The following is a 26,479-nucleotide window of genomic DNA, read 5'->3' as shown; positions in this document are numbered from 1 at the left end:
AAATTTCAGGGTCGGCGCTGAGGCGCAAATCTGCGATGATACGGCTGTCTGTTTCTCTGTCAGGCTGTGCCCATGACCTTACCTGTTGTGCCAGATGGCAATGCAACCCTCGTTTCCCTGATCCAGCCGCTGGCAGTGCGCCCGGGGTTTGTCGCTACGCCGTTGCCGGAGGTCCGCGTGCTTTCGGCGTTTGGTTATGTCGCCAGCAGCCCGCAGATCTACGAGCCGAGCCTGATGATCGTGGTGCAGGGCAGCAAGGTCGCGTGCCTGGGGCCGCGCACGTTCGAATACGGCACCGGGCATTACCTGATTCAGGCGCTCTCTGTGCCGTTCAAGTGCGAAACCTTCGCCACTCCGGAAAAGCCGCTTTACGGCGTTTCAGTGGCCATTGACCGCGTGTTGCTCGGTGAACTGGTGCAGGCGATGGGCCCGGTCACCGGGCACGAGAGTCAGGTGCAGACGCCGGAGTCCATGACCTCGGTGCGCATCGACAACACCATGCGCGACAGTGTCGAGCGTTTGCTGCGTTGTCTGCATGATCCGCTGGAGTGTCAGGCCATGGGCCAGGCACGGATTCGCGAGGTGCTGTATACCGCGCTGCGCGGACCGCAGTCGGGGGTGCTACGTGCGCTGGTCGAACAGCAGGGGCAGTTCGCACGAATTGCCTCGGCCGTGACCTACCTGCATGAGCATTATGACCACGCGTTGAACGTCGACACGCTGGCCAGTTGCGCGAACATGAGCACGTCGACCTTTCATGAGCATTTCAAGCGCAGCACTCTGTTGTCGCCGGTGCAGTACCTCAAGCGCCTGCGCCTGCTCAAGGCTCAGCAATTGCTGGTGGCCGAGGGCCTGGGTGTGGCGCAGGTCGCGTTGAAGGTCGGCTATCAAAGCGCGTCGCAGTTCAGTCGTGAATACAAACGTTACTTTGAGCGCAGACCGGGCGAAGAGGGATGTAGGGGTTAGCTGCAAGCTTCAAGCCGCAAGCTTCAAGATCAAAGCTTGTAGCTTGTAGCTTGTAGCTTGTAGCTTGTAGCTTGTAGCTTGTAGCTTGTAGCTTGTAGCTTGTAGCTTGTAGCTTGTAGCTTGTAGCTTGTAGCTTGTAGCTTGTAGCTTGTAGCTTGTAGCTGCTTCACCTCACATATTCGGGTAGGTCGGGCCGCCAGCGCCTTCCGGTGCCACCCAGGTGATGTTCTGCGACGGGTCCTTGATGTCGCAGGTCTTGCAGTGCACGCAGTTCTGCGCGTTGATCTGGAAGCGTTTCTCGCCGTCTTCCTTGGTGATGACTTCATACACGCCAGCCGGGCAATAACGCTGAGCCGGCTCGTCATACAGCGGCAGGTTTTTGCTGATCGGGATGCTCGGATCGGTCAGCTTCAGGTGGCAGGGTTGTTCCTCTTCATGGTTGGTGCTGGAGAGGAATACCGAACTGAGCTTGTCGAAGCTAAGCTTGCCGTCGGGTTTCGGGTAGTCGATCTTCTTCGAGTCGGCTGCGAGCTTCAGGCAGGCGTAGTCCGGCTTGGTGTCGTGCAGCGTGAACGGCAGCTTGCCACCGAAAATGTTCTGATCGATGAAGTTGAATGCGCCGCCCTTGATCGCGCCGTATTTGTGGATCGCCACGCCAAAGTTACGGCTGGCGAACAGTTCTTCATGCAGCCAGCTGGCCTTGAAGGCGTCCACGTAGGCGTTCAGCACGTCGCCGCCTTCCTTGCCGGCGAGCAGCGCGTCGGCTACCGAATCGGCAGCCAGCATGCCGGACTTCATCGCTGTATGGCTGCCCTTGATCTTGGCGAAATTCAGCGTGCCCAGATCGCAGCCGATCAGCGCGCCGCCGGGGAAGACCATCTTCGGCAGGGAGTTCAAGCCGCCCTTGGCAATCGCGCGGGCACCGTAGCTGATGCGCTTGCCGCCTTCCAGGTACTGCTTGACCACCGGGTGATGCTTGTAGCGCTGGAATTCGTCGAACGGCGAGAGGTACGGGTTGCTGTAGGACAGGTCGATGATCAGGCCGACCACCACCTGATTGTTTTCCAGGTGGTAGAGGAACGAACCGCCTGGATTGTCATCGTTCAACGGCCAGCCTGCGGTGTGTACCACCAGACCCTGTTCATGTTTTGCCGGATCGACTTCCCAGATTTCCTTGAGGCCGATAGCGTAATGCTGCACGTCGGCTTCGTCGTCGAGCTTGAAGCGCTTGAGCAGCTGCTTGCCGATGTGACCACGGCAGCCTTCGGCGAACAGCGTGTACTTGGCGCGCAGTTCCATGCCGGGGGTGTACAGGCCTTCCTTCGGATTGCCTTCGCGGTCGACACCCAGGTCGCCGGTGACGATGCCGCGTACCACTCCGTTTTCGTCGAACAGCGCTTCCTGGGCGGCAAAGCCCGGATAGATTTCGACACCGAGGTTTTCAGCCTGCTGCGCCAGCCAGCGGCACAGGTTGCCCAGCGAGATGATGTAGTTGCCATGGTTGTGCATGGTCTTGGGGACGAAAAAGTCCGGTATTTTCTGGGCTTTTTCGGCGTCGCGCAGCACATAGATGTCGTCGCGCTTGACCGGCGTGTTGAGCGGAGCGCCAAGTTCCTGCCAGTTCGGGAACAGTTCGTTCAGTGCGCGGGGCTCGAATACGGCACCGGAGAGGATGTGCGCACCGACTTCGGAGCCTTTTTCCACCACGCAGACGCTGATTTCCTGGCCAGCTTCAGCGGCCTTCTGTTTAAGGCGGCAAGCGGCAGAAAGCCCGGACGGGCCGGCTCCGACGATAACGACGTCGAATTCCATGTATTCGCGTTCCACAGGCTATCTCCTACTCTCAAGGCTCACGGTGTTTTTATGGGCACTGCTTTTTTGGTTGCTGCAGGCCGACGCATGGAGGTATTGAACCGCCCCGTCTTTTAATGGTTCGCATTATATCTACACCACTGCGCGGGTCCAATACAAACGTTTGTTTGAATCGGCCGCAGGCCAGATAAATCAAAGACACCAGACTCGGAACTGGCCGATTTGGCGTATTGACCGGAAAAGGCGTTGCGGTCAATATACGGGCGGTTTTGCGTTTGCCGTAGGCTGAAACGAGGTTCCCGGATTGCGGGCAATCTCTCAAAAGGCATCAGGCAGACGCGCTGCAGGCAACAGGTCAACGTCGCACGGCGCATTTTACACACCCAGCCGCTGCTTGACGGGTGACTCCCGGCTTTTATATGGCTTTTTAAAGCCGTCCGAATGGCCTGCACGCATAGCGATTGCTTGTTGAGGACACATATCGATCGCCTGGTGCCGCCGGGCGACTTCTTTTCACCGGAGAGTGAGGAATCCATGAAGGTTCTTGTAGCTGTCAAACGAGTGGTCGACTACAACGTCAAGGTTCGCGTCAAGGCGGACAACTCCGGCGTCGATCTCGCCAATGTCAAAATGTCCATGAACCCGTTCTGCGAAATCGCCGTTGAAGAGGCGGTTCGCCTTAAAGAGAAGGGTGTAGCCACCGAAATCGTCGTCGTCACCATCGGCCCGACCACCGCTCAGGAACAACTGCGTACCGCCCTGGCTCTGGGTGCCGACCGTGCCGTGCTGGTCGAGTCCGCCGAGGAACTGACTTCTCTGGCCGTGGCCAAGCTGCTCAAGGCCGTGGTCGACAAGGAGCAGCCACAACTGGTGATCCTTGGCAAACAGGCCATCGACAGTGATAACAATCAGACCGGCCAGATGCTGGCTGCATTGAGCGGCTACCCGCAGGGTACGTTCGCATCCAAGGTTGAAGTGACTGGCGACAAGGTTGCCGTGACCCGTGAAATCGACGGCGGCCTGCAGACTGTTTCCCTGAGCCTGCCAGCCATCGTGACCACGGACCTGCGTCTGAACGAGCCACGCTACGCTTCGCTGCCCAACATCATGAAGGCCAAGAAGAAGCCGCTCGAAGTGCTGACCCCGGATGCACTGGGCGTTTCCACGGCCTCGACCAACAAGACCCTCAAGGTCGAAGCGCCGGCTGCACGCAGCGCCGGCATCAAGGTCAAGTCGGTGGCTGAACTGGTCGAGAAACTGAAAAACGAAGCGAAGGTAATCTAAATGACGATCCTGGTTATCGCTGAACACGACAATGCGACCGTAGCCCCGGCTACGCTCAACACCCTTGCTGCTGCCCAGAAGATCGGCGGTGACATTCATTTGCTGGTGGCCGGTTCCGGCGTGAGCGCCGTTGCCGACGCAGCCGCCAAAATTGCCGGTGTGACCAAGGTCCTGGTGGCCGATCACGAAGCCTACGCGCACCAACTGCCTGAAAACATCGCACCGCTGGTCGTGGAACTGGCTGCGGGCCATAGCCATGTTCTGGCTGCGGCAACGTCCAATGGCAAGAACATCCTGCCGCGTGTGGCTGCGCAGCTGGATGTTGACCAGATCTCCGAGATCGTATCGGTGGTTTCCGCCGACACCTTCACTCGTCCGATCTATGCCGGTAATGCCATCGCCACCGTTCAGTCGACGGCTGCGGTCAAGGTCATCACCGTACGCGCCACCGGCTTCGACCCGGTGGCTGCAGAGGGTGGCTCGGCCGCTGTTGAAGCGGTATCGGCTGCTCACGATGCCGGCAAGTCCAGTTTCGTTGGTGAAGAACTGGCCAAATCTGATCGTCCGGAGCTGACAGCAGCGAAGATCGTCGTTTCCGGTGGTCGCGGCATGCAGAACGGCGACAACTTCAGGCACCTGTACACGCTGGCCGACAAGCTCGGTGCGGCAGTGGGCGCTTCCCGTGCTGCGGTCGATGCCGGTTTCGTACCCAACGACATGCAGGTCGGTCAGACTGGCAAGATCGTTGCTCCTCAGCTATACATCGCGGTCGGTATTTCCGGTGCCATTCAGCATCTGGCCGGTATGAAGGATTCCAAGGTGATCGTTGCGATCAACAAGGATGAAGAGGCGCCGATCTTCCAGGTCGCCGATTACGGTCTGGTGGCTGACTTGTTCGAAGCCATCCCCGAGCTGGAGAAGCTGGTTTAAGCCACGCGCTTCCACTATAAAGAGAACCCGTTCCATTCGGGGTTCGCACACCAGCGGTTTATGGTGCGCCTGCCCGGGTCGAACGGGTTTTTTATTGGGTATCGAAAGGACTTCTCATGGTGCATTCCCGGCTGCTGTCTTCGCTTCTTTTCGGGCTGATCGCGCTGCCGTCGCTGGCCTTCGCCGCAGGCAAGTGCGAGCGTCTGATCGTGACTGGCAGCCCGGACGCGCCGCCTTATCTATGGCGTGATCCCCAGGACCCGCGTCACCTGATGGGCGCCAATGCCGATCTGCTGACTCAGGCAGCAGGCGAACTGGGTATCAAGGTTGAGTTTCTGTATGGCGGCAAGCGCAGTCAGGCACTCGAAGAGGTGCGCACCGGACGCATGGACCTGCTGGCCGACGCGCCGTTGAATGCTGCACAACTCGAAGCGCTGGATTACATTTATCCGCCGATTGTGCAGAACGAGATCATGGTCTGGACGCGTCACGATCACAATGTGCCGTTCAATGCCGTCAGCGAGCTGCAGGGTCATCCCGGCGCCATGTCGGAAAAGACCCGCCTGACGCCTTCCTTTGATGCGCTGGCCAGAGAAAATCTGACCCTTGAGCGCCTGCCTGCACTCACGCCCGCGTTTCAGAAGCTGGCCCTGGGTGAGGTGGATTACGTGCTTGCCGGGCGTTATGCCGGTCTGGTCATGGTGAAGACGCTGGGTCTGTCCAAAGACCTTACAGCGCAGCCTCTACCGGTCGATATGCCGGGGTTTTATCTGGCCTTGTCGTTCAACTCGGCCTGCAATGAACCATGGTTGCGCGGACAGCTGGCGAAAAAGATGACAGAATCGGCCGCCTCTGGCCTTGCGGGGGATGTCATCAGGCACAACCTGGAGTTGTGGAAAGCCCAACTGCTGCAACCTGCCAGCGCCAGCGCACCCAACAAGTAGGGATGTTTTTGTGAGTATTCGTTTTTCAATTGCCGTCATGGCAATCGCCACGCTGGCCGGTTGCGCCAGTGATCCGGTACCAACCGAGCAGTTCAAACTGACCGAGCAGGCGCTGGAGCAGGCCAAGGCAGTCGGCGCCAGTGACGATCAGCCCGAGATGGAAGTCGCCCAGGCCGGATTTGCCGAAGCCCGAGCCTCCATGGCAAGCCACGCCTACAAGGACGCGCGCATGAAAGCCGAGCAGGCCGAGCTTGATGCGCGCCTGGCCGAAGCGCGAGTGCTGACCCTCAAGAGCCAGGAGCAGGTCAATCAGTTGAATACCCGCCTCAATCGCTTGCGCAAGCAGCTGGGGGAGGCGCAATGAACCGTATCCCTCGTGTTCTGAGTGTGTGTCTGTTGCTAGGGTCGGCTGGCCTTTACGGTTGTGCCGGTCACAAGGACAGCGGCCAGGCGTTGCAGCAGGCCAGTGCTGACTTTCAGAAGGTCAAGGAAGATACCGATGTGCTGCGCAGTGCGCCCAAAGATGTCATCCGCGCGGGTGAGTCGCTGGCCCGCGCCGAGCGTCTGTCCAGTTACCTGGGGAGCGGCGCCGATGTTGCTCACTACGCCTACCTCAGCAGCCGTTATAGCGAAATCGCGCGTGAGCACAGCAACCTGATGCTGAGTCAGGAGCGTCTGGCGAAAATGGACATGGAGCGTCAGCGTATGCAGCTGGCACTGCGTGAAGCCAAGCTGGCCAGCGCCCAGCAGCAGGGCCGTTGGCTGGAGGATCAGATCCTCAGCCTGGCTACCACCGAAACCGACCGCGGCCTGGTCATGACCCTGGGTGATGTGCTGTTCGACGCCGGACATGCCGAGCTGAAAAACTCCGCAAGCCGTACCATCCTCAAAGTTGTGCAGTTTCTGCAGATCAACCCGCGCCGAGTGGTCCGGATCGAAGGTTATACCGACAGTACGGGCGATCGTCAGGACAACCTGAAGCTCTCGAAAGACCGGGCACAGGCCGTCGCTGACGTGCTGATGGACCTGGGTGTCGATGAAAAACGTATCCACGTCGAAGGCTATGGCCAGGAGTTTCCTGTGAATGCCAATACCTCCGAGCGGGGCCGTGCGCAAAACAGGCGTGTCGAGATCGTTTTCTCGGACGAGAAAGGTCAGTTGGGCGCAGCTCGCTGATAAAAAGCCGATAAAAAGCCCGGCGCCGGAAACGGCCTCGGGCTTTTTTGTCTTTAATCACATTGATTATGGCGTTTCTGCCCGCGTTTATTTTCACTCAGCAATCATCAATGCTGGCCTGATTTCAAACTGTTCCCGTACACTTCCGATCTGTGCCGGTTATTACGCATCTGTATTTTCAAAAATAATAAATCACCGGTCTTTTTGAGGCTGTGTCATGACCAATCTCTTGCTCTACCAGCGTATCGCTCAGCAGTTGGCCGAAGACATCCGTCGAGGTGTCTATCAGCCCGGCGAGCGGGTGCCGTCCGTCCGCAAAATGAGTTCGCAGCTCAACGTCAGCCATGCCACTGTATTGCAGGCTTACGCGAATCTTGAAGATCAGGGGCTCATCCGCGCGCGTCCTCAGTCCGGCTACTACGTCCATCAAACCCCCGCGCTGACAGCTTCGACCCCGGATATCGCGCGGGTCGAGCGGCCCGGCCTGGTCACACGCAGCAGCATTATCCAGCAGGTACTCGAAGAGTCCCGCCGCGAAGGTGTGTTCGCCCTTGGAGCTGCCGTGCCTCATGTGGATTACCTGCCGGTGCGCGCGTTGCATCAGCAGTTGGCCAAGGTCACGCGCTTTCACAGCCCGCGGGCCTTCAGTTACATGTTCAGCCCCGGCTTCGAACCCTTGCGCAGGCAGGTCGCCATCCGCATGCGCGACGCCGGCGTGGTGGTCGACCCGTCAGAGGTGGTGATCACTCACGGCTGCGTGGATGCGCTGCAGATGGCCCTGCGGGTGTTGACGCGGCCCGGCGATCTGATTGCCGCCGAATCGCCAGCCTATTACGGGTTGCTGCAACTTGCCGACCTGCTGGGTTTGAAAGTCATCGAAATCCCCAGTGATCCGGCCACCGGCATCAGCCTTGAAGCCTTGCAGCTGGCGGCCAATCAATGGTCCATCAAGGCACTGGTACTGACCTCGCGGCTGAGCAATCCACTGGGCGGCACCATGCCTGAGGAGCGGCAGAAAAACCTGCTGCGTCTGACCTCGGATTTCGATATCCAGGTGGTTGAAGACGACGTCTACGGCGAGTTGATGTTCGAAGTAGGGCGGACCAAGGCGCTCAAGGCGTTCGACCGGCTGGGGAGGGTGATTTACTGCTCAAGCTTCTCCAAGACCTTGTCACCGGGTGTGCGCATCGGCTGGATGATAGCCGGCAAGTACCAGGCGGAAATTCAGCGTCTGCAAACCTTCAGTACTCACTCGGCGTGCAGTGTCACGCAAATGGCCGTCGCGGCTTACCTCGAAAACGGTGGCTACGATCGGCACCTGCGCTTCATTCGTCTCGAATACCGCAAGAACCTCAGTGCGTATCAGCTGGCGGTGCAGCAGTTCTTTCCCGAAGGTACGCAGATGAGTCGTCCCGCAGGGGGCTTTATCCTCTGGGTCAGTCTGCCGGGCAGGGTCAATACCCAGGAATTGCACGTGCGTGCGCTCGAGCAGGGCATCAGTATTGCACCCGGGCTGATTTTCAGTAATACCGAGCAGTTCAACCACTGTATTCGTTTGAATTGCGGCATGAAATGGAACAAGGAAGCCGAGCGGGCATTGATGACACTGGGGATTCTGTCCAAGCAGTTGTGTCAGGAGGCTGTTCAGGCTTATTGATTGGCAAAGATATTTGTCAATTCTTCGGAACTCTTGTCTTGTCAGGTTGGCCTCAAAAGGACAGCATGTGTTTCTTTCCGGCTTTTTGCCACTGTCTTGCCTGACTTTTTGCCTATGAATGTTTTTCGCTGTCTCGGATTGCTTGTCGTCGTACTTCTGAGTGGTTGTGACGCTCCGGATACTTCTGTGCCCAAACCCAAGACCGAGGCGGTCATCACCGCGCCGGTATCGCCCGAGGTGCATCTGAAGACTGAGGCACCTGCGCAGGCAGCCGCCACCGATGCTAAGCAAATCAAGGCGCCGGACACCATGCATCAGCTGATGCCGGGCGTGCCAGTCGTGCCTGTGGTGGTCGGAAAGGAAAAATCAGAACCTGCAGCACCCCAGAGCGTCAAATCGGCGACTTCCGAAAAATCCTCTTCCAGGGTTGCGGCAGCCAAGGCACCTGCGAGCAAGCGCAAGAACGCCAAGGATGCCAAGACCGCCAGCGTCAAGGATGTGCGAATCAAAGCACCCAAGCTGGACCTGAGCCTGCCTCCCGAGCTGGTCAAGGAGCTCGACCCGCCTGCCAAGGTGATTACCAACAAGCGCAAGCCGATATTGCCGCAGATGTTCAGCGACAAGGGCGATTCTGCGAACCCTGGCCCGTTCGAGCTCGAGGGGCGATTGCTGACCAACGAAATGCAATTGCAGATGCGCAATGACAACCGTCGCGATGTAGAGGGCGCCGCGCTGGACTTCAAATTCAAGCAGTAAGTCCTGCCTGTCGTCCGATACGGCGTTTTCAAACAGACGTTTTGACGGTTAATATCCTTCCTCTTTTTTAATTTTCACAAAAGGGTGTCTGGTCATGGACTGCCGTTCCGGTTGTGGCGCGTGCTGCATAGCGCCTTCCATCACGTCTCCCATACCCGGTATGCCTGACGGAAAGCCTGCTGGCGAGCGCTGTCTGCATCTGTCGGTCGAGTTTTTGTGCGCCTTGTTCGGCAGGGCTGAGCGGCCGGGGGTGTGCAGTCAGTTCAAGGCGGCAGAGGATGTCTGCGGTGCCGACCAGGCGGATGCCGTTCGCTTGATCGGTTGGTGGGAAAAAGCCACTGCGGTGGCCTGAAAAAGTGTTTTCGAGCACAAATGCTTCTTCGGAACTTCAAAACAAGGAATAGAACAATGGGTCCGCTGTATCGCATGGCTGTTGTTTGTGGCTTTACTGTAATGCTTGCCGGAACGGCGCAAGCTGAAGAGTGGAAAGAGGTCAAGAATCAGGATGGCATCAAGGTCTCGTTGAGCGACGTGCCTGGTTCCGATTACAAGGCGTATCAAGGTATTGCGCTGATCAATGCCAGCGTAAGCAAGTTGCGTGCGCTCCAGGAGGATGTCACGGGGGCCTGCGCCTGGATTCATGAGTGCAAGTTGCAGAAAGTGCTCAAGCACGAAGGCAACAAGACCTGGACCTACAGCCAGTTCAATACGCCCTGGCCGGTGACGCCTCGCGATTCGGTGCTGTTGATCACCACTCAGGAAGGCCCTGACGGGAGTGTTACCCGTAACCTGGAAGAGCAGCCCTCGTATATCCCCGAGGAGAAGGGCTATGTGCGGGTGACCGAGGTCAAAGGCTTCTGGAAAATGGTGCCGAAAGGGCCGAACCAGACTGAAGTGACCTATCAGGTTCACACCGAGCCGGGTGGCAGTGTGCCGTCGATGCTGGCCAACAAGTTCGTTGTGGATGCGCCGTTCAATACCCTGAAGGCCCTCAGGGAGCGTGCCGCGCAAACCAAATGATCCGCACCGGATAGCGCGCACAAAAAAGGGCTGCCAATGGCAGCCCTTTTTTTGCGCGTTGCGCTTACTTGCGGTCTTGCAGGGCGACGATGTCGCGTTGCACGTTGCCGGTGTACAGCTGACGGGGGCGACCGATCTTGTAAGGGCTGGAGAGCATTTCCTTCCAGTGCGAGATCCAGCCGACAGTCCGCGCCAGGGCGAAGATCACGGTGAACATGCTGGTCGGAATGCCGATGGCCTTGAGGATGATGCCCGAATAGAAGTCGACGTTCGGGTACAGCGAACGCTCGATGAAGTACGGGTCGGTCAGGGCGATCTCTTCGAGGCGCATGGCCAGTTCGAGTTGAGGATCGTTGGTGATGCCCAGCTCTTTCAGTACTTCGTCGCAGGTCTGCTTCATTACGGTCGCGCGCGGGTCACGGTTCTTGTACACGCGGTGGCCGAAGCCCATGAGCTTGAACGGATCGTTCTTGTCCTTGGCCTTGGCAATGAACTTGTCGATGTTCGACACATCGCCGATTTCATCGAGCATGGTCAGTACCGCTTCGTTGGCGCCGCCGTGGGCAGGGCCCCAGAGCGCTGCGATACCGGCTGCGATACAGGCGAACGGGTTGGCGCCCGAAGAGCCTGCCATGCGCACGGTGGAGGTCGAAGCGTTCTGCTCGTGATCGGCGTGGAGGATGAAGATCTTGTCCATCGCCTTGGCCAGCACCGGGCTGATCGGTTTGATCTCGCACGGGGTGTTGAACATCATGTGCAGAAAGTTTTCCGCGTAGCTTAAGTCGTTGCGCGGGTACATCATGGGCTGACCCATGGAGTACTTGTAGACCATCGCTGCCAGGGTCGGCATTTTGGCGACCAGGCGGACCGCAGAAATCTCGCGGTGCTGCGGGTTATTGATGTCCAGTGAGTCGTGGTAGAACGCTGACAGGGCGCCGACTACGCCACACATGACGGCCATCGGGTGGGCGTCGCGGCGGAAACCGTTGAAAAAGGTCTTGAGCTGTTCGTGAACCATCGTGTGGTTCTTGACCACGGCCACGAACTGGGCTTTCTGCTCGGCGGTGGGCAGTTCACCGTTGAGCAGCAGGTAGCAGGTTTCGAGATAGTCGGACTGCTCGGCCAGTTGTTCGATCGGGTAGCCGCGGTGTAGCAGAATGCCATTATCACCATCGATGTAGGTGATCTTCGAATCGCAAGAGGCCGTGGACATGAAACCAGGGTCAAATGTGAAGCGGCCGGTGGCGGTCAGGCCGCGTACGTCGATCACGTCCGGACCCACTGTACCGGTCAGAATTGGCAGCTCGACGGGGGCAGCGCCCTCGATGATCAACTGCGCTTTTTTGTCAGCCATGTGGCCTCCTATTTATGCTTCAAATCATCAGACAGGCCCCCCACGCAGGGCCCGCATCACTATAGTGAGATAAATTCTAAAGTCAATTTGCCTAAAGTCGTGTTCCGCAAGGGCTCGGCCGTGGATTTTGCAGACGGTTTACTGCCGTTTACGCCTTTTGTCGCGGCAACGCAATCCGCTATTGGCGGTAAGTCTGCGCGTTGTCATTAGTAACCTAACTGTCTATACTCGGCGTCCGACCGCCAGAGGCTTTTGGCCTGTTTCAAGGGGGTCGTCACTTCCTGGGTGGTGGGTACCTGACCAGTGCACTTCCCAACAACTTGCCCTGATTGTTAGGGGCTCTTCAGTGTGAAAAAAAGCCGTGAATAGCCAACGACCTGTAAATCTAGACCTAAGGACCATCAAGCTCCCAGTCACCGCTTACACGTCCATCCTTCACCGCATCTCCGGTGTCATCCTCTTTGTCGGTATTGCAATCATGCTGTATGCAATGGACAAGTCGCTGGCCTCCGAAGAGGGATTTGGTGAAGTCAAGGCGTATATGACCAGTCCGCTGGCCAAGCTGATCATCTGGGGACTTCTGTCTGCCCTGCTGTACCACCTGGTGGCCGGTATTCGTCACCTCATCATGGACTCGGGGGTAGGCGAGACGCTTGAAGGCGGCAAGCTGGGCTCCAAAATCGTTATCGCGGTCTCCGTGATTCTGATTCTTCTGGCGGGAGTATGGATATGGTAACCAACGTCACCAACCTGTCGCGTTCGGGCCTCTATGACTGGATGGCTCAGCGTGTTTCCGCAGTCGTGCTCGCGGCTTATTTCATTTTCCTGATCGGTTACATGGTCTTTCACCCGGGTCTGAGCTACGCCCAATGGCATGGTCTGTTCGCTCACAACGGAATGCGTATCTTCAGTCTTCTGGCTCTCGTTGCCCTTGGCGCTCACGCCTGGGTCGGCATGTGGACCATCGCGACCGACTACCTGACGCCGATGGCGCTGGGCAAGTCCGCAACTGCAGTACGTTTCCTGTTCCAGGCGGTATGTGGCGTTCTGATGTTCGCCTACTTCGTCTGGGGCGTGCAGATTCTTTGGGGTATCTGATCCATGGCTAACATTAATGCGCTTTCTTTCGACGCCATCATCATTGGTGGTGGCGGTGCCGGCATGCGCGCTGCGCTGCAGCTCGCCCAGGGCGGTCACAAGACTGCCGTGGTCACCAAGGTCTTCCCGACCCGCTCGCACACCGTATCCGCCCAGGGTGGCATCACCTGTGCAATCGCTTCCGCCGATCCAAACGATGACTGGCGCTGGCACATGTACGATACCGTCAAGGGCTCCGACTACATCGGTGACCAGGACGCTATCGAATACATGTGTTCCGTAGGTCCGGAAGCGGTCTTCGAGCTCGAGCACATGGGCCTGCCGTTCTCCCGTACCGAGCAGGGCCGTATCTACCAGCGTCCGTTCGGTGGCCAGTCCAAGGACTTCGGCAAGGGCGGGCAGGCTGCCCGTACCTGCGCTGCCGCCGACCGTACCGGCCACGCGCTGCTGCACACCCTGTATCAGGCCAACCTGAAGGCCGGCACTGTATTCCTCAATGAATACTATGCAGTGGATCTGGTGAAGAACAACGATGGCGCCTTTGTCGGCATCATCGCGATCTGCATCGAGACGGGCGAAACCTCGTACATCCGCGCCAATGCAACCGTGCTGGCGACTGGCGGTGCAGGCCGTATCTACTCGTCGACCACCAACGCCCTGATCAATACCGGTGACGGTATCGGCATGGCGCTGCGTGCCGGTGTTCCGGTTCAGGACATCGAAATGTGGCAGTTCCACCCGACCGGTATTGCCGGCGCAGGTGTACTGGTCACCGAAGGTTGCCGCGGTGAAGGCGGTTACCTGATCAACAAGCACGGCGAGCGTTTCATGGAGCGTTATGCTCCTAACGCCAAGGACCTTGCCGGTCGTGACGTTGTGGCACGTTCCATGGTCAAGGAAATCATTGCCGGTAACGGCTGTGGTCCCGATGGCGATCACGTGATGCTCAAGCTCGATCACCTTGGTGAAGAAGTGCTGCACAGCCGTCTGCCAGGCATCATGGAGCTGTCCAAGACCTTCGCTCACGTCGATCCTGCAACCGCGCCGATTCCTGTCGTACCGACCTGCCACTACATGATGGGCGGCGTTGCCACCAACATTCATGGTCAGGCGATCACTCAGGATGCGGCGGGCGTCGATCAGATCATTCCAGGTCTGTTCGCGGTAGGTGAAGTGGCTTGCGTATCGGTTCACGGCGCCAACCGTCTGGGCGGCAACTCGCTGCTCGATCTGGTGGTGTTCGGCCGCGCTGCGGGTATCCACCTCGAGCAAGCTCTGCGTGAAGGCGTCGATTATGCGCGCGCTTCCGAGTCCGACATCGATGCTGCCCTTGCACGCCTTGCCGGCCTGAACGAGCGCACCACCGGTGAAGACGTTGCAACCCTGCGTAAAGAACTGCAGAGCTGCATGCAGAACTACTTCGGTGTATTCCGTACTGGCGAATACATGCAGAAGGGTATTGCCCAGCTGGCTGATCTGCGCGTACGTATCGCCAACGTCAAGATCAACGACAAGAGCCAGGCGTTCAACACCGCCCGTATCGAAGCGCTGGAACTGCAAAACCTGCTGGAAGTTGCCGAAGCTACGGCGATTGCCGCAGAGCATCGTAAAGAGTCCCGCGGCGCTCACGCTCGTGAAGACTTTGAAGATCGCGATGACGAGAACTGGTTGTGCCACACCCTGTATTTCCCGGGTGACAAGAGTGTGACCAAGCGTGCCGTGAACTTCTCGCCGAAGACTGTCCCGACTTTTGAACCGAAGATTCGGACTTATTAAGGGGTGACCGATATGTTGCAAGTCAGTGTTTATCGTTACAACCCTGATCAGGACGCTGCACCATTCATGCAGGAGTTTCAGGTCGATACCGGTGGCAAGGACCTGATGGTGCTGGACGTGCTCGCCCTGGTCAAAGAGCAGGATGAAGGCTTTTCGTACCGTCGCTCGTGCCGTGAAGGCGTGTGCGGTTCCGACGGCATGAACATCAACGGCAAGAACGGCCTGGCCTGCATCACGCCGTTGTCGGCTGTCGTTGCCAAGAACAAGCTGATCGTACGTCCGCTGCCTGGTTTGCCGGTTATCCGTGACCTGGTCGTCGATATGAGCATCTTCTACAAGCAATACGAGAAGGTGAAGCCGTTCCTGCAGAACGATACGCCGGCTCCGGCTATCGAACGTCTGCAAACGCCGGAAGAGCGCGAAAAGCTCGATGGTCTGTACGAGTGCATCCTGTGCGCTTGCTGCTCGACTTCCTGCCCGTCCTTCTGGTGGAACCCCGACAAGTTCCTGGGTCCTGCTGCACTGCTGCAAGCCTACCGTTTCCTGGCTGACAGCCGTGATACTCGCACCAGTGAGCGTCTGGCTTCGCTTGATGATCCGTTCAGCGTATTCCGCTGCCGCGGCATCATGAACTGCGTCAACGTCTGTCCGAAGGGCCTTAACCCAACCAAGGCTATCGGTCACGTACGCAACATGTTGTTGCAGAACGGCGTCTGATTCATCGCTTTATCTGTTACACCGTTACACTGAAGTGGCTACGGCGCAGGCTTCAACCGGCGCCGTAGTTTTAACCTGAGCAGCAGCTCGCAAAGCTGCGGCTCTTATTTTGAAGAAATGAGACCAGCAGGGGCATCCGGGCTGGTACCCGGACTATCTGCGTGATCCCTGGTGACTTGATACAGTCGCTGCACACGACTATTTCAGGATTGCTCTGGTGTCTTCGCCGGTGGTGTCCCCTTACCGAGGGTGACCAAGCATGCAAGAAAGCGTGATGCAGCGCATGTGGAACAGTGCCCACCTATCCGGTGGTAACGCTGCCTATGTGGAAGAGCTCTATGAGCTTTACCTGCACGACCCTAACGCTGTGCCAGAAGAATGGCGCACCTACTTTCAGAAGTTGCCAGCAGACGGCAGCTCTGCCACTGATGTATCGCACTCGACCATTCGCGATCATTTCGTGTTGCTGGCCAAAAACCAGCGCCGCGCTCAACCGGTGTCCGCCGGCAGTGTGAGCAGCGAACACGAGAAGAAGCAGGTTGAAGTGCTGCGACTGATCCAGGCATATCGGATGCGTGGCCACCAGGCTGCCCAACTCGATCCGCTGGGCCTGTGGCAGCGCCCTGCGCCTGCGGATCTGTCGATCAATCATTACGGCTTGACCAATGCCGATCTCGATACGACCTTCCGTGCCGGCGACCTGTTCATCGGCAAAGAGGAAGCGAGCCTACGCGAAATTCATGAAGCGTTGCAGCAGACATATTGTCGCACCATCGGCTCCGAGTTCACTCACATCGTGGATTCCGAGCAGCGCAACTGGTTCATGCAGCGTCTCGAGAGTGTCCGTGGCCGTCCGGTGTTCTCGGCTGACATTCAGAGCCATCTGCTCGAGCGTGTTACCGCGGCTGAAGGCCTCGAAAAATACCTGGGCACCAAATACCCGGGCACCAAGCGTTTCGGTCTGGAAGGCGGCGAAAGCCTGATTCCGATGCTCGACGAGCTGATTCAGCGTTCCGGGTCCTATGGCACCAAGGAAGTTGTGATCGGCATGGCCCACCGTGGCCGCCTCAACGTACTGGTGAACACCTTCGGCAAGAATCCTCGCGACCTGTTCGACGAGTTCGAAGGCAAGAAGAAAGTGGAGCTGGGTTCCGGTGACGTCAAATACCACCAGGGCTTCTCTTCCAACGTGATGACCGCAGGCGGTGAGGTCCACCTCGCCATGGCCTTCAACCCGTCTCACCTGGAGATCGTGTCTCCAGTGGTCGAGGGTTCTGTGCGTGCGCGTCAAGATCGTCGCAACGATCCGAACGGCGACAAGGTTCTGCCGATTTCCCTCCACGGCGACGCGGCCTTTGCCGGCCAGGGCGTGGTCATGGAAACCTTCCAGATGTCGCAGACTCGCGGCTTCAAGACGGGCGGCACGATCCACATCGTCATCAACAACCAGGTGGGCTTCACCATCAGCAACCCGCTGGACTCGCGTTCTACCGAGTACGCCACCGACGTTGCCAAGATGATTCAGGCACCGATCCTCCATGTGAATGGGGATGATCCGGAAGCCGTGATGTTCGTGACCCAGCTGGCCATCGATTACCGCATGCAGTTCAAGCGTGACATCGTGATCGACCTGGTTTGCTACCGTCGCCGTGGTCACAACGAAGCTGACGAGCCTAGCGGCACCCAGCCTTTGATGTACCAGCAGATCACCAAGCAGCGCACCACCCGCGAGCTGTATGCCGAGCATCTGATCAAGATCGGCGTTCTCGACGATGCCCGCGTTCAGGCCAAGGTCGACGACTACCGCAGCGCGCTGGACAATGGTCTGCACGTAGTGAAAAGCCTGGTCAAGGAGCCGAACAAGGAATTGTTCGTCGACTGGCGTCCATATCTGGGTCATGCCTGGACTGCGCGTCACGATACAAGCTTCGATCTCAAGACCCTGCAGGAACTGTCCGCCAAGCTCATGGAGCTGCCGGAAGGTTTCGTCGTGCAGCGTCAGGTTCAGAAAATCTACGAAGACCGCCAGAAGATGCAGGCCGGTGGCTTGCCGATCAACTGGGGTTACGCCGAAACCATGGCGTACGCCACACTGGCCTTCGAAGGTCACCCGATCCGCATGACGGGGCAGGACATCGGTCGCGGTACGTTCTCGCACCGTCACGCCGTGCTGCACAACCAGAAAGACGCCGGGACCTATATCCCGTTGCAGAATCTGTACTCCGGTCAGCCACGTTTCGACCTGTACGACTCGTTCCTTTCGGAAGAGGCTGTACTGGCATTCGAATACGGCTATTCGACCACCCAGCCTGATGCGCTGGTTATCTGGGAAGCCCAGTTCGGCGACTTCGCCAACGGTGCCCAGGTGGTTGTCGACCAGTTCATCACCAGCGGCGAGCACAAGTGGGGCCGTCTGTGCGGTCTGACCATGCTGTTGCCTCATGGCTACGAAGGGCAGGGGCCAGAGCACTCGTCGGCACGTCTGGAGCGTTACCTGCAATTGTGCGCCGAGCACAACATTCAGGTGTGCGTACCGACGACTCCGGCGCAGATCTATCACTTGTTGCGTCGTCAGGTCATCCGTCCGCTGCGCAAGCCGCTGATCGTGCTGACACCGAAGTCGCTGCTGCGTCACAAGCTGGCTGTTTCGACCCTGGAAGATCTGGCCGAAGGCTCGTTCCAGACCGTCATTCCGGAAATCGATACCCTCGATCCGGCCAAGGTCACGCGTCTGGTGCTGTGCAGCGGCAAGGTTTACTACGACCTGCTGGAAAAACGCCGTGCCGAAGGGCGTGAAGACATCGCCATCGTTCGCCTCGAGCAGCTGTATCCGTTCCCTGAAGATGATTTGATGGAAACCATCGCGCCTTACACCAACCTGCAGCATGTGGTCTGGTGTCAGGAAGAACCGATGAACCAGGGTGCCTGGTACAGCAGTCAACACCACCTGCGTCGCAGCATGGGCAACCACAAACGTGAACTCGTTCTCGAGTACGCCGGTCGTGATGCTTCTGCCGCTCCGGCTTGTGGTTACGCGTCGATGCACGCCGAGCAGCAGGAAAAACTGCTGCAAGATGCCTTCACTGTTTAACGCCTTCGAGCATTAGAAACCGAATTAAGGAATTACAGATAATGGCTATCGAGATTAAAGCCCCCTCTTTCCCGGAATCCGTTGCCGACGGCACCATTTCCAAGTGGTACAAAAAAGAGGGCGATGCGGTAAAGCGTGACGAGATGCTGGTCGATATCGAGACTGACAAGGTTGTCCTCGAAGTGCTGGCCGAAGCTGACGGCGTGATGGGCGCGATCACCAAGGAAGAGGGTGCCATCGTACTGTCCAACGAAGTGCTTGGGACATTGAATGACGGTGCTACAGCATCTGCCGCTCCGGCACCGGCTGCTGCGCCTGCCTCGGCGCCTGCTTCGGCACCCGCCGCTGCGCCGGCTGCATCTGCTGGCGAAGAAGACCCGATTGCTGCGCCTGCTGCGCGTCAACTGGCTGAAGAAAACGGCATCAACCTGGCCAGCCTCAAGGGCACCGGTAAAGACGGCCGTATCACCAAGGAAGACGTGGTTGCTGCAGTTGAAGCGAAGAAATCCGCTCCGGCCGCTGCGCCTGCTGCCAAGCCTGCCGCCGCCGCTGCTCCTGTCGTCGCCGCTGGCGATCGCACCGAGAAGCGTGTACCGATGACCCGCGTGCGTGCAACCGTTGCCAAGCGTCTGGTCGAAGCTCAGTCGAACATGGCGATGCTGACCACGTTCAACGAAGTCGACATGACCGAAGTCATGGCGCTGCGTTCGAAGTACAAAGACCTGTTCGAGAAGTCGCACAACGGCGTACGTCTGGGCTTCATGTCGTTCTTCGTCAAAGCAGCCACCGAGGCGCTGAAACGCTTCCCGGCCGTCAACGCGTCGATCGATGGTTCCGATATCGTTTACCACGGCTATGCCGACGTCGGTGTCGCGGTTTCCAGCGATCGCGGTCTGGTCGTACCGGTTCTGCGTAACGCAGAGCACATGAGCCTGGCTGAAATCGAAGGCGGCATCGCCACCTTCGGCAAGAAAGCCCGCGACGGTAAGCTGTCCATCGACGAGATGACCGGCGGTACGTTCACCATCACCAATGGTGGTACTTTCGGTTCGATGATGTCGACGCCGATCGTCAACCCGCCACAGGCTGCAATTCTGGGTATGCACAACATTCTGCAGCGTCCGATGGCGGTCAATGGTCAGGTTGTGATTCGCCCGATGATGTATCTGGCGTTGTCGTACGATCACCGTTTGATCGACGGCAAGGAAGCGGTAACCTTCCTCGTGACCATCAAGAACCTGCTGGAAGATCCGGCTCGTCTGCTGCTGGATATCTGATGGAGTAGCCTCGAACTGCAAGCCTCAAGCTTCAAGTCAGAAGCGAAAGACGAGCAGTCGGGGCTGATGTGTTTCACCTAATTCAATAGGTCGCAAGTCGGCCTCGCGATGAAACGCGGACTGACTTGCAGCTTGCAGCTAAAAGCTCGCAGCTATAGAGGAATTCTTTTTTATGTCCCAGAAATTCGACGTGGTAGTGATTGGCGCAGGCCCTGGCGGTTATGTTGCCGCCATCAAGGCTGCGCAACTTGGTCTCAAGACTGCCTGCATCGAGAAGTATCAGGACAAGGAGGGCAAACTGGCCCTCGGCGGTACCTGCCTGAACGTAGGTTGCATTCCTTCCAAGGCGCTGCTCGACAGCTCCTGGAAATTCTATGAAGCCAAGAACGGCTTCAGCGTACATGGCATCTCGACGTCTGAACTGAACATCGATATCCCAGCGATGATTGGCCGCAAGTCGACCATCGTCAAAGGCCTGACCGGCGGCGTCGCCAGCCTGTTCAAAGCCAACGGCGTGACCACGTTGCAGGGTCACGGCAAACTGCTGGCCGGCAAAAAGGTTGAGCTGACTGCAGCCGACGGCACTGTCGAAATCATCGAAGCGGACCATGTGATCCTGGCATCGGGCTCGCGTCCTATCGACATTCCGCCTGCTCCGGTTGACCAGAAAGTCATCGTCGATTCGACCGGTGCTCTTGAATTCCAGCAGGTTCCACAACGTCTGGGCGTCATCGGCGCTGGCGTGATCGGTCTGGAACTGGGTTCCGTGTGGGCTCGCCTGGGTGCTCAGGTCACCGTTCTGGAAGCGCTGGAGAAGTTCATCCCTGCAGCCGACGAAGCGGTCTCCAAGGAAGCGCTGAAAACCTTCAACAAGCAAGGTCTGGACATCAAACTGGGCGCTCGCGTGACCGGTTCCAAGGTCGAAGGCGAACAGGTTGTGGTCAGCTACACCGACGCTGCCGGCGAACAGTCGATCACATTCGATCGTCTGATCGTTGCCGTGGGCCGTCGCCCTGTGACCACTGACCTGCTGGCTTCGGACAGCGGTGTGGATCTGGATGAGCGCGGTTTCATCTACGTTGATGACTACTGCACCACCAGCGTACCGGGCGTATACGCCATCGGTGACGTGGTTCGCGGTCTGATGCTGGCGCACAAGGCCTCGGAAGAGGGCATCATGGTTGTCGAGCGCATCAAGGGCCACAAGGCCCAGATGAACTACAACCTGATCCCGTCGGTTATCTACACCCACCCGGAAATCGCCTGGGTCGGCAAGACCGAGCAGACGCTCAAGGCCGAAGGCGTTGAAGTCAATGTCGGTACGTTCCCGTTCGCAGCCAGTGGCCGTGCCATGGCAGCCAACGACACCGGCGGTTTCGTCAAGATCATTGCCGACGCCAAGACCGATCGCGTACTGGGTGTTCACGTTATCGGCCCGAGCGCCGCAGAACTGGTACAGCAGGGCGCAATCGCGATGGAATTCGGCAGTAGCGCAGAGGACATCGGCATGATGGTCTTCTCGCACCCGACCCTGTCCGAAGCGCTGCATGAAGCTGCACTGGCTGTGAATGGCGGCGCCATCCATATCCAGAATCGCAAAAAACGCTAAGACAACAAGAGAAACCACGGCGCAGTGCCCGTCGTTGGCCTTGCAAGCAGGGCTTACCGCGGAATCTGCGCCGGACTCGACCTCTCAGGCGGCTTCATGAGTGTCCCACGGCACTTGCGGAGTCCACCCGGAGTAGCGGTCACAGGTGGTGCGGCACGCTGACGTGCAGCACCGAATGCGCAGTACCTAAACGAAGACGGTAATAAGCATGAATCTTCACGAGTATCAGGGTAAGCAGCTGTTCGCTGAGTACGGCCTGCCAGTATCCAAGGGTTACGCGGTAGACACCCCGGAAGCAGCAGCAGAAGCCTGCGACAAGATCGGCGGGACCGAGTGGGTCGTCAAAGCCCAGGTTCACGCAGGTGGTCGCGGTAAAGCGGGCGGCGTAAAGCTGGTTCGCAGCAAGGAAGACGCTGCAGCGTTCGCTCAACAGTGGTTGGGCAAGCGTCTGGTGACTTACCAGACTGACGCCAACGGTCAGCCAGTGACCAAGATCCTGGTCGAGTCCTGCACCGACATCGCCAAAGAGCTGTATCTGGGCGCTGTGGTCGATCGTTCCAGCCGTCGTATCGTGTTCATGGCTTCCACCGAAGGTGGCGTGGACATCGAGAAGATCGCTCACGACACTCCTGAAAAGATTCTCAAGGCCACCATCGATCCACTGGTCGGCGCTCAGCCGTTCCAGGGTCGCGATCTGGCCTTCCAGCTGGGTCTGGAAGGCAAGCAGGTCACTCAGTTCGCCAAGATCTTCACCGGTCTGGCCAAGCTGTTCCAGGACCATGACCTGGCACTGCTGGAAGTGAACCCGCTGGTGATCAAGGCTGACGGCGATCTGCACTGCCTGGACGCCAAGATCAACATCGACGCCAACGCCATGTACCGTCAGCCAAAGCTGAAGGGCTTCCACGATCCTTCGCAGGACGATCCTCGCGAAGCTCACGCCGCCAAGTTCGAACTGAACTACGTTGCGCTGGAAGGCAACATCGGCTGCATGGTCAACGGTGCCGGTCTGGCCATGGGTACCATGGACATCGTCAACCTGCATGGCGGCAAGCCTGCAAACTTCCTTGACGTTGGCGGCGGTGCCACCAAGGAACGCGTTACCGAAGCGTTCAAGATCATCCTGTCCGACGCCAACGTCGCTGCAGTACTGGTCAACATCTTCGGCGGCATCGTTCGTTGCGACATGATTGCCGAAGGCATCATCGGTGCAGTGAAAGAAGTCGGCGTTAAAATCCCGGTTGTTGTTCGCCTTGAAGGCAACAACGCTGAGCTGGGCGCTAAAGTACTGGCAGAAAGCGGTTTGAACATCATCGCTGCTACCAGCCTGACCGACGCTGCTCAACAAGTTGTCAAAGCCGCGGAGGGCAAGTAATGAGCGTCCTGATCAATAAAGACACCAAGGTTATCTGCCAGGGTTTCACTGGTTCGCAAGGTACCTTCCACTCCGAGCAAGCCATTGCCTACGGCACCAAGATGGTTGGCGGCGTGACACCAGGCAAGGGTGGCACCACGCACCTGAACCTGCCCGTGTTCAACACTGTGAAAGAAGCGGTAGACACCACTGGCGCAACCGCCAGCGTCATCTACGTTCCGGCTCCTTTCTGCAAGGATTCCATCCTTGAAGCAGCGTTCGGCGGCATCAAGCTGATCGTGTGCATCACCGAAGGCATCCCGACCATCGACATGCTGGAAGCTAAGGTCAAGTGCGACGAGCTGGGTGTGGTCCTGATCGGTCCTAACTGCCCAGGCGTCATCACTCCGGGCGAGTGCAAGATCGGCATCATGCCAGGTCACATTCACTTGCCAGGCAAGGTAGGCATCGTGTCGCGTTCCGGCACCCTGACTTACGAAGCTGTGAAGCAGACCACTGACGCCGGTTTCGGTCAGTCCACCTGTGTTGGTATCGGCGGTGACCCGATCCCGGGCTCGAACTTCATCGACATCCTGAAGCTGTTCCAGGAAGACCCGAAGACCGAAGCGATCGTCATGATCGGTGAGATCGGCGGTTCGGCTGAAGAAGAAGCGGCTGCCTACATCAAGGCACACGTAACCAAGCCGGTTGTTTCCTACATCGCTGGTGTGACTGCTCCTCCGGGCAAGCGCATGGGCCATGCCGGTGCAATCATCTCGGGTGGTAAAGGTACTGCAGACGAGAAATTCGCTGCACTGCAGGACGCTGGCGTGAAAACCGTGCGCTCCCTGGCAGATATCGGCAAGGCCCTGGCCGAGCTGACCGGTTGGCCGACCAAGTAAGTCCCGCTTGCTTTTCGGGTAATCGACAAAAGCCACCTTCGGGTGGCTTTTGTTTGGGCGTCTGAAAAAGGCCACGGGGCGTCCTGGTCCTGTTTTCGTCTATCGATGGTTATTCATCTGCCATTCCTGGCGGGTCAATTCCCATATTTGCTCCTGGGTGGTCCCGCAAACAAACTGCGCTTCCTGCACAGTCACAAGACGCATACCTTCACGCCGCGACAGGCGGCACGACGCTTCATTCAAGGCCGATTTGGCTACACGCAAAACAGGACGTTTCAAGGTTTCAAACCAGAAACGGTCGATGGCCACGCAGACCTCCGACATCAGGCCCAGCCCTTGATAGGGTGGGGAGAGCCAGAATCCGCGATTGTTGTCTGGCTCATCCATCATGCACGCGGCCCCGATCAGATGATCCTGTTCGCCGCAAAGACGAATCGACCAGTGCCACTCTTCACCGTCCTGCATGGCTGGCAGGGCGTCCTCGCGAAGATAACGCAGCGCTTCTCCGTCAGGGTAGGGCCAGGGCACATGGTGGGTCAGATAACGCACCACTTCCCACTGGTTGAACAGGTGTTGCATCGCTGCGGCGTCTGCAAGCTGCAAGGGCCGCAGGACCAGGCGTGGCGTATACAGGGTCGGCGTGAGTATCGCGCTCAGATGGGTGATGTCAGGCATGGAAATAAGCTGCCGGGTATAGAGAGGAGGGCCAATCTATCCGCTAGGAAACGCCTGGTCTGTCAGGCATTTCTGGTTTTACAGCGGCTTTTGCAACTGCCAGTTCAGGGTGCGTCGTCGGGTGGCTCGCCCTGAGACAGTGCATTTTCGAGCGAAGTTGGCTACCCTGTCCGCCGTTTTTGCGTTGCCCTCACGAGGGGCGTTTCGCAAGGTACTGCCACGTCTTACGCCGACGGGCTGCGTCTGCCCCATTCATGGGTGACGTCCCATCCCTTATTTCGATTCCGTGTGGTCCCTCGTAATGAAAGTGTTGAAAGGCCAGGACATCCTGGCACTCGGTTTTATGACATTTGCCCTGTTCGTCGGGGCTGGCAATATCATCTTCCCCCCTATAGTGGGTCTGCAGGCCGGGCCGCATGTCTGGATGGCGGCGCTGGGCTTTCTGGTCACCGCAGTTGGCTTGCCGGTCATTACCGTGATTGCTCTGGCCAGGGTCGGGGGCGCGATGGATGCCCTGAGCAGTCCGATTGGCAAAATCGCCGGCGGGGCGCTCGCTGCCGTCTGCTATCTGGCGGTCGGTCCATTGTTCGCCACGCCACGTACCGCCACGGTCTCGTTCGAAGTCGGACTGGCGCCTCTGACCGGCGACACGCCGATGGCGTTGTTCCTCTACAGCCTGGTGTACTTTCTGGTGGTGTTCTGGGTGTCGCTGTACCCGGGGCGCCTGCTCGATACAGTGGGACGCTTTCTGGCACCGCTGAAGATCATCGCGCTGGCGGTACTGGGCATCGCGGCATTCGCCTTGCCGGCAGGCGGAATAGGGGAGGCAGAGCCGGCGTACGCCGTAGCGCCGTTTTCCCAGGGCTTCATCAATGGTTACCTGACCATGGACACACTGGGGGCGCTGGTCTTCGGTATCGTCATCGTCAACGCGATCCGCTCTCGCGGTGTCGAATCGCCCAGTCTGATCACGCGCTACGCGATCATTGCCGGGCTGATCGCCGGGGTCGGGTTGGCGCTGGTGTATGTCAGTCTGTTTCGCCTAGGTTCCGGCAGCCACGCCGTGGCCGCAGGTGCCAGCAATGGCGCAGCGGTTTTGCATGCGTATGTGCAGCACACCTTCGGTTCGCTGGGCAGCGGTTTTCTTGCCGTGCTGATTTCCCTGGCGTGCCTGGTGACTGCAGTAGGCCTGACCTGTGCCTGCGCCGAATACTTTGCCAAGGTGCTGCCGCTGTCCTACAGAACGCTAGTGATAATCCTCGCCGTGTTCTCGTTGCTGGTGTCCAATCTCGGGTTGACCAAACTGATCCAGTTTTCGATTCCGGTGCTCACGGCGATTTATCCGCCGTGCATCGTTCTGGTCGCGCTGAGCTTCTGCAAGGGGCTCTGGCAGAGCCAGGGACGTGTGGTGGCACCTGTGATGCTGGTTTCGCTGGTGTTTGGCCTGATCGATGCGCTGAAGGGCGCCGGTTTCGGCGACACGTTGCCCGCTGTTCTGAGCCACCTGCCGCTGGGTGATCAGGGGCTTGCGTGGCTGGTGCCTGCTGTTGTCACGCTGGCAGTTGCAGTGGTGGTCGACAGGGTCATGGGCAAGCGCAGCGAAGCACTGGCTTGAAGGCCGTGCTTTAGACGATTGCGCAGGAAAAAACGTGTTGCATGAAAAGGCCCGCTATAAGCGGGCCTTTTTAGTTCTGCGAGCGTGTCAGCCTTATTTGGTGGCTGGTGCTGCTTCTGGCGCCTTGTTGGCGTTTTCATTGGTGCGCTGCTGAGCGGCTTCAGCGTTCTTCTGAGCGGCTTCCTGGCTTTCCTTGGCCGCGTCATTCACTTTTTCCTGAGCCTTTTCCATCGACTCCTGGGACTGCTGAGCTGCCTTGTTGGCATCTTGCTGAGTGTTTTCGGACTTTTTGTCACAGGCGGCAAGGCCCAGGGTGGCAGAAAGCATCAAGGCATAGGCTAAAGATTTACGCATGGGGTGTTTCTCCTTATTAAGTATTCACGAGCCTAAGAGCCTGCCCCCGAGGGTTAAGTTCCACCTGTGACGACAATAATGGAGGGGGCCGTTTCACGGTCGTTACAGGCTG

The 26,479-nt window shown here is 58.3% G+C and carries 24 protein-coding genes; 20 read left to right on the top strand and 4 right to left on the bottom strand.

What is annotated here, in order from left to right:
- Positions 1 to 72 precede the first annotated feature (72 nt).
- Positions 73 to 966 carry an AraC family transcriptional regulator gene (locus JOE29_RS14730; RefSeq protein WP_046719667.1) on the top strand — a complete coding sequence of 298 codons (894 nt, stop codon included), beginning with the start codon at positions 73 to 75 and terminating at the stop codon, positions 964 to 966.
- A gap of 171 nt (positions 967 to 1,137) precedes the next feature.
- Here JOE29_RS14730 and JOE29_RS14725 read toward each other — a convergent pair whose 3' ends face one another.
- Entirely contained in the window at positions 1,138 to 2,793 is a 1,656-nt protein-coding gene (locus JOE29_RS14725) for an electron transfer flavoprotein-ubiquinone oxidoreductase (RefSeq protein WP_003345630.1), read from the bottom strand.
- Positions 2,794 to 3,312: 519 nt separating this feature from the next.
- On the opposite strand from JOE29_RS14725, the gene JOE29_RS14720 reads away from it, so the two are divergent.
- The 9 genes from JOE29_RS14720 to JOE29_RS14680 all read left to right on the top strand — a co-directional run bounded on the left by JOE29_RS14720 (position 3,313) and on the right by JOE29_RS14680 (position 10,545).
- Positions 3,313 to 4,062, top strand: coding sequence for an electron transfer flavoprotein subunit beta/FixA family protein (locus tag JOE29_RS14720; RefSeq protein ID WP_003394537.1), 750 nt, complete (start codon positions 3,313 to 3,315; stop codon positions 4,060 to 4,062).
- Positions 4,063 to 4,992 carry an FAD-binding protein gene (locus JOE29_RS14715; protein ID WP_003366683.1) on the top strand — a complete coding sequence of 310 codons (930 nt, stop codon included), beginning with the start codon at positions 4,063 to 4,065 and terminating at the stop codon, positions 4,990 to 4,992.
- Between the two features lie 116 nt (positions 4,993 to 5,108).
- Entirely contained in the window at positions 5,109 to 5,936 is an 828-nt protein-coding gene (locus JOE29_RS14710) for a transporter substrate-binding domain-containing protein (RefSeq protein WP_210079646.1), read from the top strand.
- Positions 5,937 to 5,946: 10 nt separating this feature from the next.
- Entirely contained in the window at positions 5,947 to 6,300 is a 354-nt protein-coding gene (locus tag JOE29_RS14705; RefSeq protein WP_003345625.1) for a DUF4398 domain-containing protein, read from the top strand.
- A complete protein-coding gene (locus JOE29_RS14700) occupies positions 6,297 to 7,112 on the top strand; it encodes an OmpA family protein (protein ID WP_003394544.1) in 816 nt (271 codons plus the stop codon). The genes JOE29_RS14705 and JOE29_RS14700 overlap by 4 nt, the downstream gene beginning before the upstream one ends.
- 217 nt (positions 7,113 to 7,329) lie before the next feature.
- Positions 7,330 to 8,769, top strand: a complete 1,440-nt coding sequence (locus JOE29_RS14695; protein WP_003423583.1) for a PLP-dependent aminotransferase family protein — start codon at positions 7,330 to 7,332, stop codon at positions 8,767 to 8,769.
- A 114-nt stretch (positions 8,770 to 8,883) separates the two neighbouring features.
- The gene (locus JOE29_RS14690) at positions 8,884 to 9,525 is read left to right on the top strand and encodes a translation initiation factor 2 (RefSeq protein ID WP_232915478.1); all 642 of its coding nucleotides are present in this window, start codon (positions 8,884 to 8,886) and stop codon (positions 9,523 to 9,525) included.
- Positions 9,526 to 9,619: 94 nt separating this feature from the next.
- A complete protein-coding gene (locus tag JOE29_RS14685; protein ID WP_210079645.1) occupies positions 9,620 to 9,877 on the top strand; it encodes a YkgJ family cysteine cluster protein in 258 nt (85 codons plus the stop codon).
- Between the two features lie 56 nt (positions 9,878 to 9,933).
- Positions 9,934 to 10,545, top strand: a complete 612-nt coding sequence (locus JOE29_RS14680; protein ID WP_057406790.1) for an START domain-containing protein — start codon at positions 9,934 to 9,936, stop codon at positions 10,543 to 10,545.
- 64 nt (positions 10,546 to 10,609) lie between these two features.
- Here JOE29_RS14680 and gltA read toward each other — a convergent pair whose 3' ends face one another.
- The gene (gene gltA / locus JOE29_RS14675) at positions 10,610 to 11,899 is read right to left on the bottom strand and encodes a citrate synthase (protein ID WP_002552974.1); all 1,290 of its coding nucleotides are present in this window, start codon (positions 11,897 to 11,899) and stop codon (positions 10,610 to 10,612) included.
- A gap of 361 nt (positions 11,900 to 12,260) precedes the next feature.
- Between gltA and sdhC the strand changes: the two genes are divergently transcribed.
- The 9 genes from sdhC (at position 12,261) to sucD (ending at position 23,723) form a co-directional block, all read left to right on the top strand.
- A complete protein-coding gene (sdhC, locus tag JOE29_RS14670) occupies positions 12,261 to 12,635 on the top strand; it encodes a succinate dehydrogenase, cytochrome b556 subunit (RefSeq protein ID WP_003423585.1) in 375 nt (124 codons plus the stop codon).
- Positions 12,629 to 12,997 (top strand): succinate dehydrogenase, hydrophobic membrane anchor protein, encoded by a 369-nt coding sequence (sdhD, locus tag JOE29_RS14665; protein ID WP_003316551.1) that lies wholly within the window; start codon positions 12,629 to 12,631, stop codon positions 12,995 to 12,997. Before sdhC ends, sdhD begins: the two co-directional genes overlap by 7 nt.
- A gap of 3 nt (positions 12,998 to 13,000) precedes the next feature.
- A complete protein-coding gene (sdhA, locus tag JOE29_RS14660; protein WP_003394562.1) occupies positions 13,001 to 14,773 on the top strand; it encodes a succinate dehydrogenase flavoprotein subunit in 1,773 nt (590 codons plus the stop codon).
- 12 nt (positions 14,774 to 14,785) lie between these two features.
- Entirely contained in the window at positions 14,786 to 15,490 is a 705-nt protein-coding gene (locus JOE29_RS14655) for a succinate dehydrogenase iron-sulfur subunit (protein WP_003316554.1), read from the top strand.
- Between the two features lie 259 nt (positions 15,491 to 15,749).
- Positions 15,750 to 18,581, top strand: a complete 2,832-nt coding sequence (locus JOE29_RS14650; RefSeq protein WP_210079644.1) for a 2-oxoglutarate dehydrogenase E1 component — start codon at positions 15,750 to 15,752, stop codon at positions 18,579 to 18,581.
- A gap of 41 nt (positions 18,582 to 18,622) precedes the next feature.
- Positions 18,623 to 19,858: a 2-oxoglutarate dehydrogenase complex dihydrolipoyllysine-residue succinyltransferase gene (odhB, locus tag JOE29_RS14645; protein WP_003409845.1), complete on the top strand. Its 1,236-nt coding sequence runs from the start codon at positions 18,623 to 18,625 to the stop codon at positions 19,856 to 19,858.
- A 172-nt stretch (positions 19,859 to 20,030) separates the two neighbouring features.
- Positions 20,031 to 21,467 (top strand): dihydrolipoyl dehydrogenase, encoded by a 1,437-nt coding sequence (gene lpdA / locus JOE29_RS14640; protein ID WP_003394569.1) that lies wholly within the window; start codon positions 20,031 to 20,033, stop codon positions 21,465 to 21,467.
- A 208-nt stretch (positions 21,468 to 21,675) separates the two neighbouring features.
- Positions 21,676 to 22,842: an ADP-forming succinate--CoA ligase subunit beta gene (sucC, locus tag JOE29_RS14635; protein WP_003316561.1), complete on the top strand. Its 1,167-nt coding sequence runs from the start codon at positions 21,676 to 21,678 to the stop codon at positions 22,840 to 22,842.
- Positions 22,842 to 23,723, top strand: coding sequence for a succinate--CoA ligase subunit alpha (sucD, locus tag JOE29_RS14630; RefSeq protein WP_003316562.1), 882 nt, complete (start codon positions 22,842 to 22,844; stop codon positions 23,721 to 23,723). Before sucC ends, sucD begins: the two co-directional genes overlap by 1 nt.
- Positions 23,724 to 23,822: 99 nt before the next feature.
- On the opposite strand, the gene JOE29_RS14625 is transcribed toward sucD, so the two are convergent.
- Positions 23,823 to 24,398 (bottom strand): GNAT family N-acetyltransferase, encoded by a 576-nt coding sequence (locus JOE29_RS14625; RefSeq protein WP_044311595.1) that lies wholly within the window; start codon positions 24,396 to 24,398, stop codon positions 23,823 to 23,825.
- Between the two features lie 301 nt (positions 24,399 to 24,699).
- On the opposite strand from JOE29_RS14625, the gene brnQ reads away from it, so the two are divergent.
- On the top strand, positions 24,700 to 26,013 hold the full coding sequence (gene brnQ, locus JOE29_RS14620) for a branched-chain amino acid transport system II carrier protein (protein ID WP_210079643.1): 1,314 nt from the start codon (positions 24,700 to 24,702) through the stop codon (positions 26,011 to 26,013).
- A 93-nt stretch (positions 26,014 to 26,106) separates the two neighbouring features.
- Here brnQ and JOE29_RS14615 read toward each other — a convergent pair whose 3' ends face one another.
- Positions 26,107 to 26,367, bottom strand: coding sequence for a lipoprotein (locus tag JOE29_RS14615; protein ID WP_002552985.1), 261 nt, complete (start codon positions 26,365 to 26,367; stop codon positions 26,107 to 26,109).
- Between the last annotated feature and the right edge of the window lie 112 nt (positions 26,368 to 26,479).

The sequence above is a fragment of the Pseudomonas sp. PvP009 genome, assembly GCF_017832995.1.
Taxonomy (GTDB): domain Bacteria; phylum Pseudomonadota; class Gammaproteobacteria; order Pseudomonadales; family Pseudomonadaceae; genus Aquipseudomonas; species Aquipseudomonas syringae.
Note: the sequence above shows the minus strand (reverse complement) of the source record. Positions and strands in the feature narration are given on the sequence as shown.

Bases quoted from the DNA above. Each gene is read 5' to 3' on its own strand.
- JOE29_RS14730 (WP_046719667.1), top strand. From the start codon at position 73: ATGACCTTACCTGTTGTGCCAGATGGCAATGCAACCCTCGTTTCCCTG.
- JOE29_RS14720 (WP_003394537.1), top strand. From the start codon at position 3,313: ATGAAGGTTCTTGTAGCTGTCAAACGAGTGGTCGACTACAACGTCAAG.
- JOE29_RS14715 (WP_003366683.1), top strand. From the start codon at position 4,063: ATGACGATCCTGGTTATCGCTGAACACGACAATGCGACCGTAGCCCCG.
- JOE29_RS14710 (WP_210079646.1), top strand. From the start codon at position 5,109: ATGGTGCATTCCCGGCTGCTGTCTTCGCTTCTTTTCGGGCTGATCGCG.
- JOE29_RS14700 (WP_003394544.1), top strand. From the start codon at position 6,297: ATGAACCGTATCCCTCGTGTTCTGAGTGTGTGTCTGTTGCTAGGGTCG.
- JOE29_RS14695 (WP_003423583.1), top strand. From the start codon at position 7,330: ATGACCAATCTCTTGCTCTACCAGCGTATCGCTCAGCAGTTGGCCGAA.
- JOE29_RS14690 (WP_232915478.1), top strand. From the start codon at position 8,884: ATGAATGTTTTTCGCTGTCTCGGATTGCTTGTCGTCGTACTTCTGAGT.
- JOE29_RS14685 (WP_210079645.1), top strand. From the start codon at position 9,620: ATGGACTGCCGTTCCGGTTGTGGCGCGTGCTGCATAGCGCCTTCCATC.
- JOE29_RS14680 (WP_057406790.1), top strand. From the start codon at position 9,934: ATGGGTCCGCTGTATCGCATGGCTGTTGTTTGTGGCTTTACTGTAATG.
- gltA (WP_002552974.1), bottom strand. From the start codon at position 11,899: ATGGCTGACAAAAAAGCGCAGTTGATCATCGAGGGCGCTGCCCCCGTC.
- sdhD (WP_003316551.1), top strand. From the start codon at position 12,629: ATGGTAACCAACGTCACCAACCTGTCGCGTTCGGGCCTCTATGACTGG.
- sdhA (WP_003394562.1), top strand. From the start codon at position 13,001: ATGGCTAACATTAATGCGCTTTCTTTCGACGCCATCATCATTGGTGGT.
- JOE29_RS14655 (WP_003316554.1), top strand. From the start codon at position 14,786: ATGTTGCAAGTCAGTGTTTATCGTTACAACCCTGATCAGGACGCTGCA.
- JOE29_RS14650 (WP_210079644.1), top strand. From the start codon at position 15,750: ATGCAAGAAAGCGTGATGCAGCGCATGTGGAACAGTGCCCACCTATCC.
- odhB (WP_003409845.1), top strand. From the start codon at position 18,623: ATGGCTATCGAGATTAAAGCCCCCTCTTTCCCGGAATCCGTTGCCGAC.
- lpdA (WP_003394569.1), top strand. From the start codon at position 20,031: ATGTCCCAGAAATTCGACGTGGTAGTGATTGGCGCAGGCCCTGGCGGT.
- sucC (WP_003316561.1), top strand. From the start codon at position 21,676: ATGAATCTTCACGAGTATCAGGGTAAGCAGCTGTTCGCTGAGTACGGC.
- sucD (WP_003316562.1), top strand. From the start codon at position 22,842: ATGAGCGTCCTGATCAATAAAGACACCAAGGTTATCTGCCAGGGTTTC.
- JOE29_RS14625 (WP_044311595.1), bottom strand. From the start codon at position 24,398: ATGCCTGACATCACCCATCTGAGCGCGATACTCACGCCGACCCTGTAT.
- brnQ (WP_210079643.1), top strand. From the start codon at position 24,700: ATGAAAGTGTTGAAAGGCCAGGACATCCTGGCACTCGGTTTTATGACA.
- JOE29_RS14615 (WP_002552985.1), bottom strand. From the start codon at position 26,367: ATGCGTAAATCTTTAGCCTATGCCTTGATGCTTTCTGCCACCCTGGGC.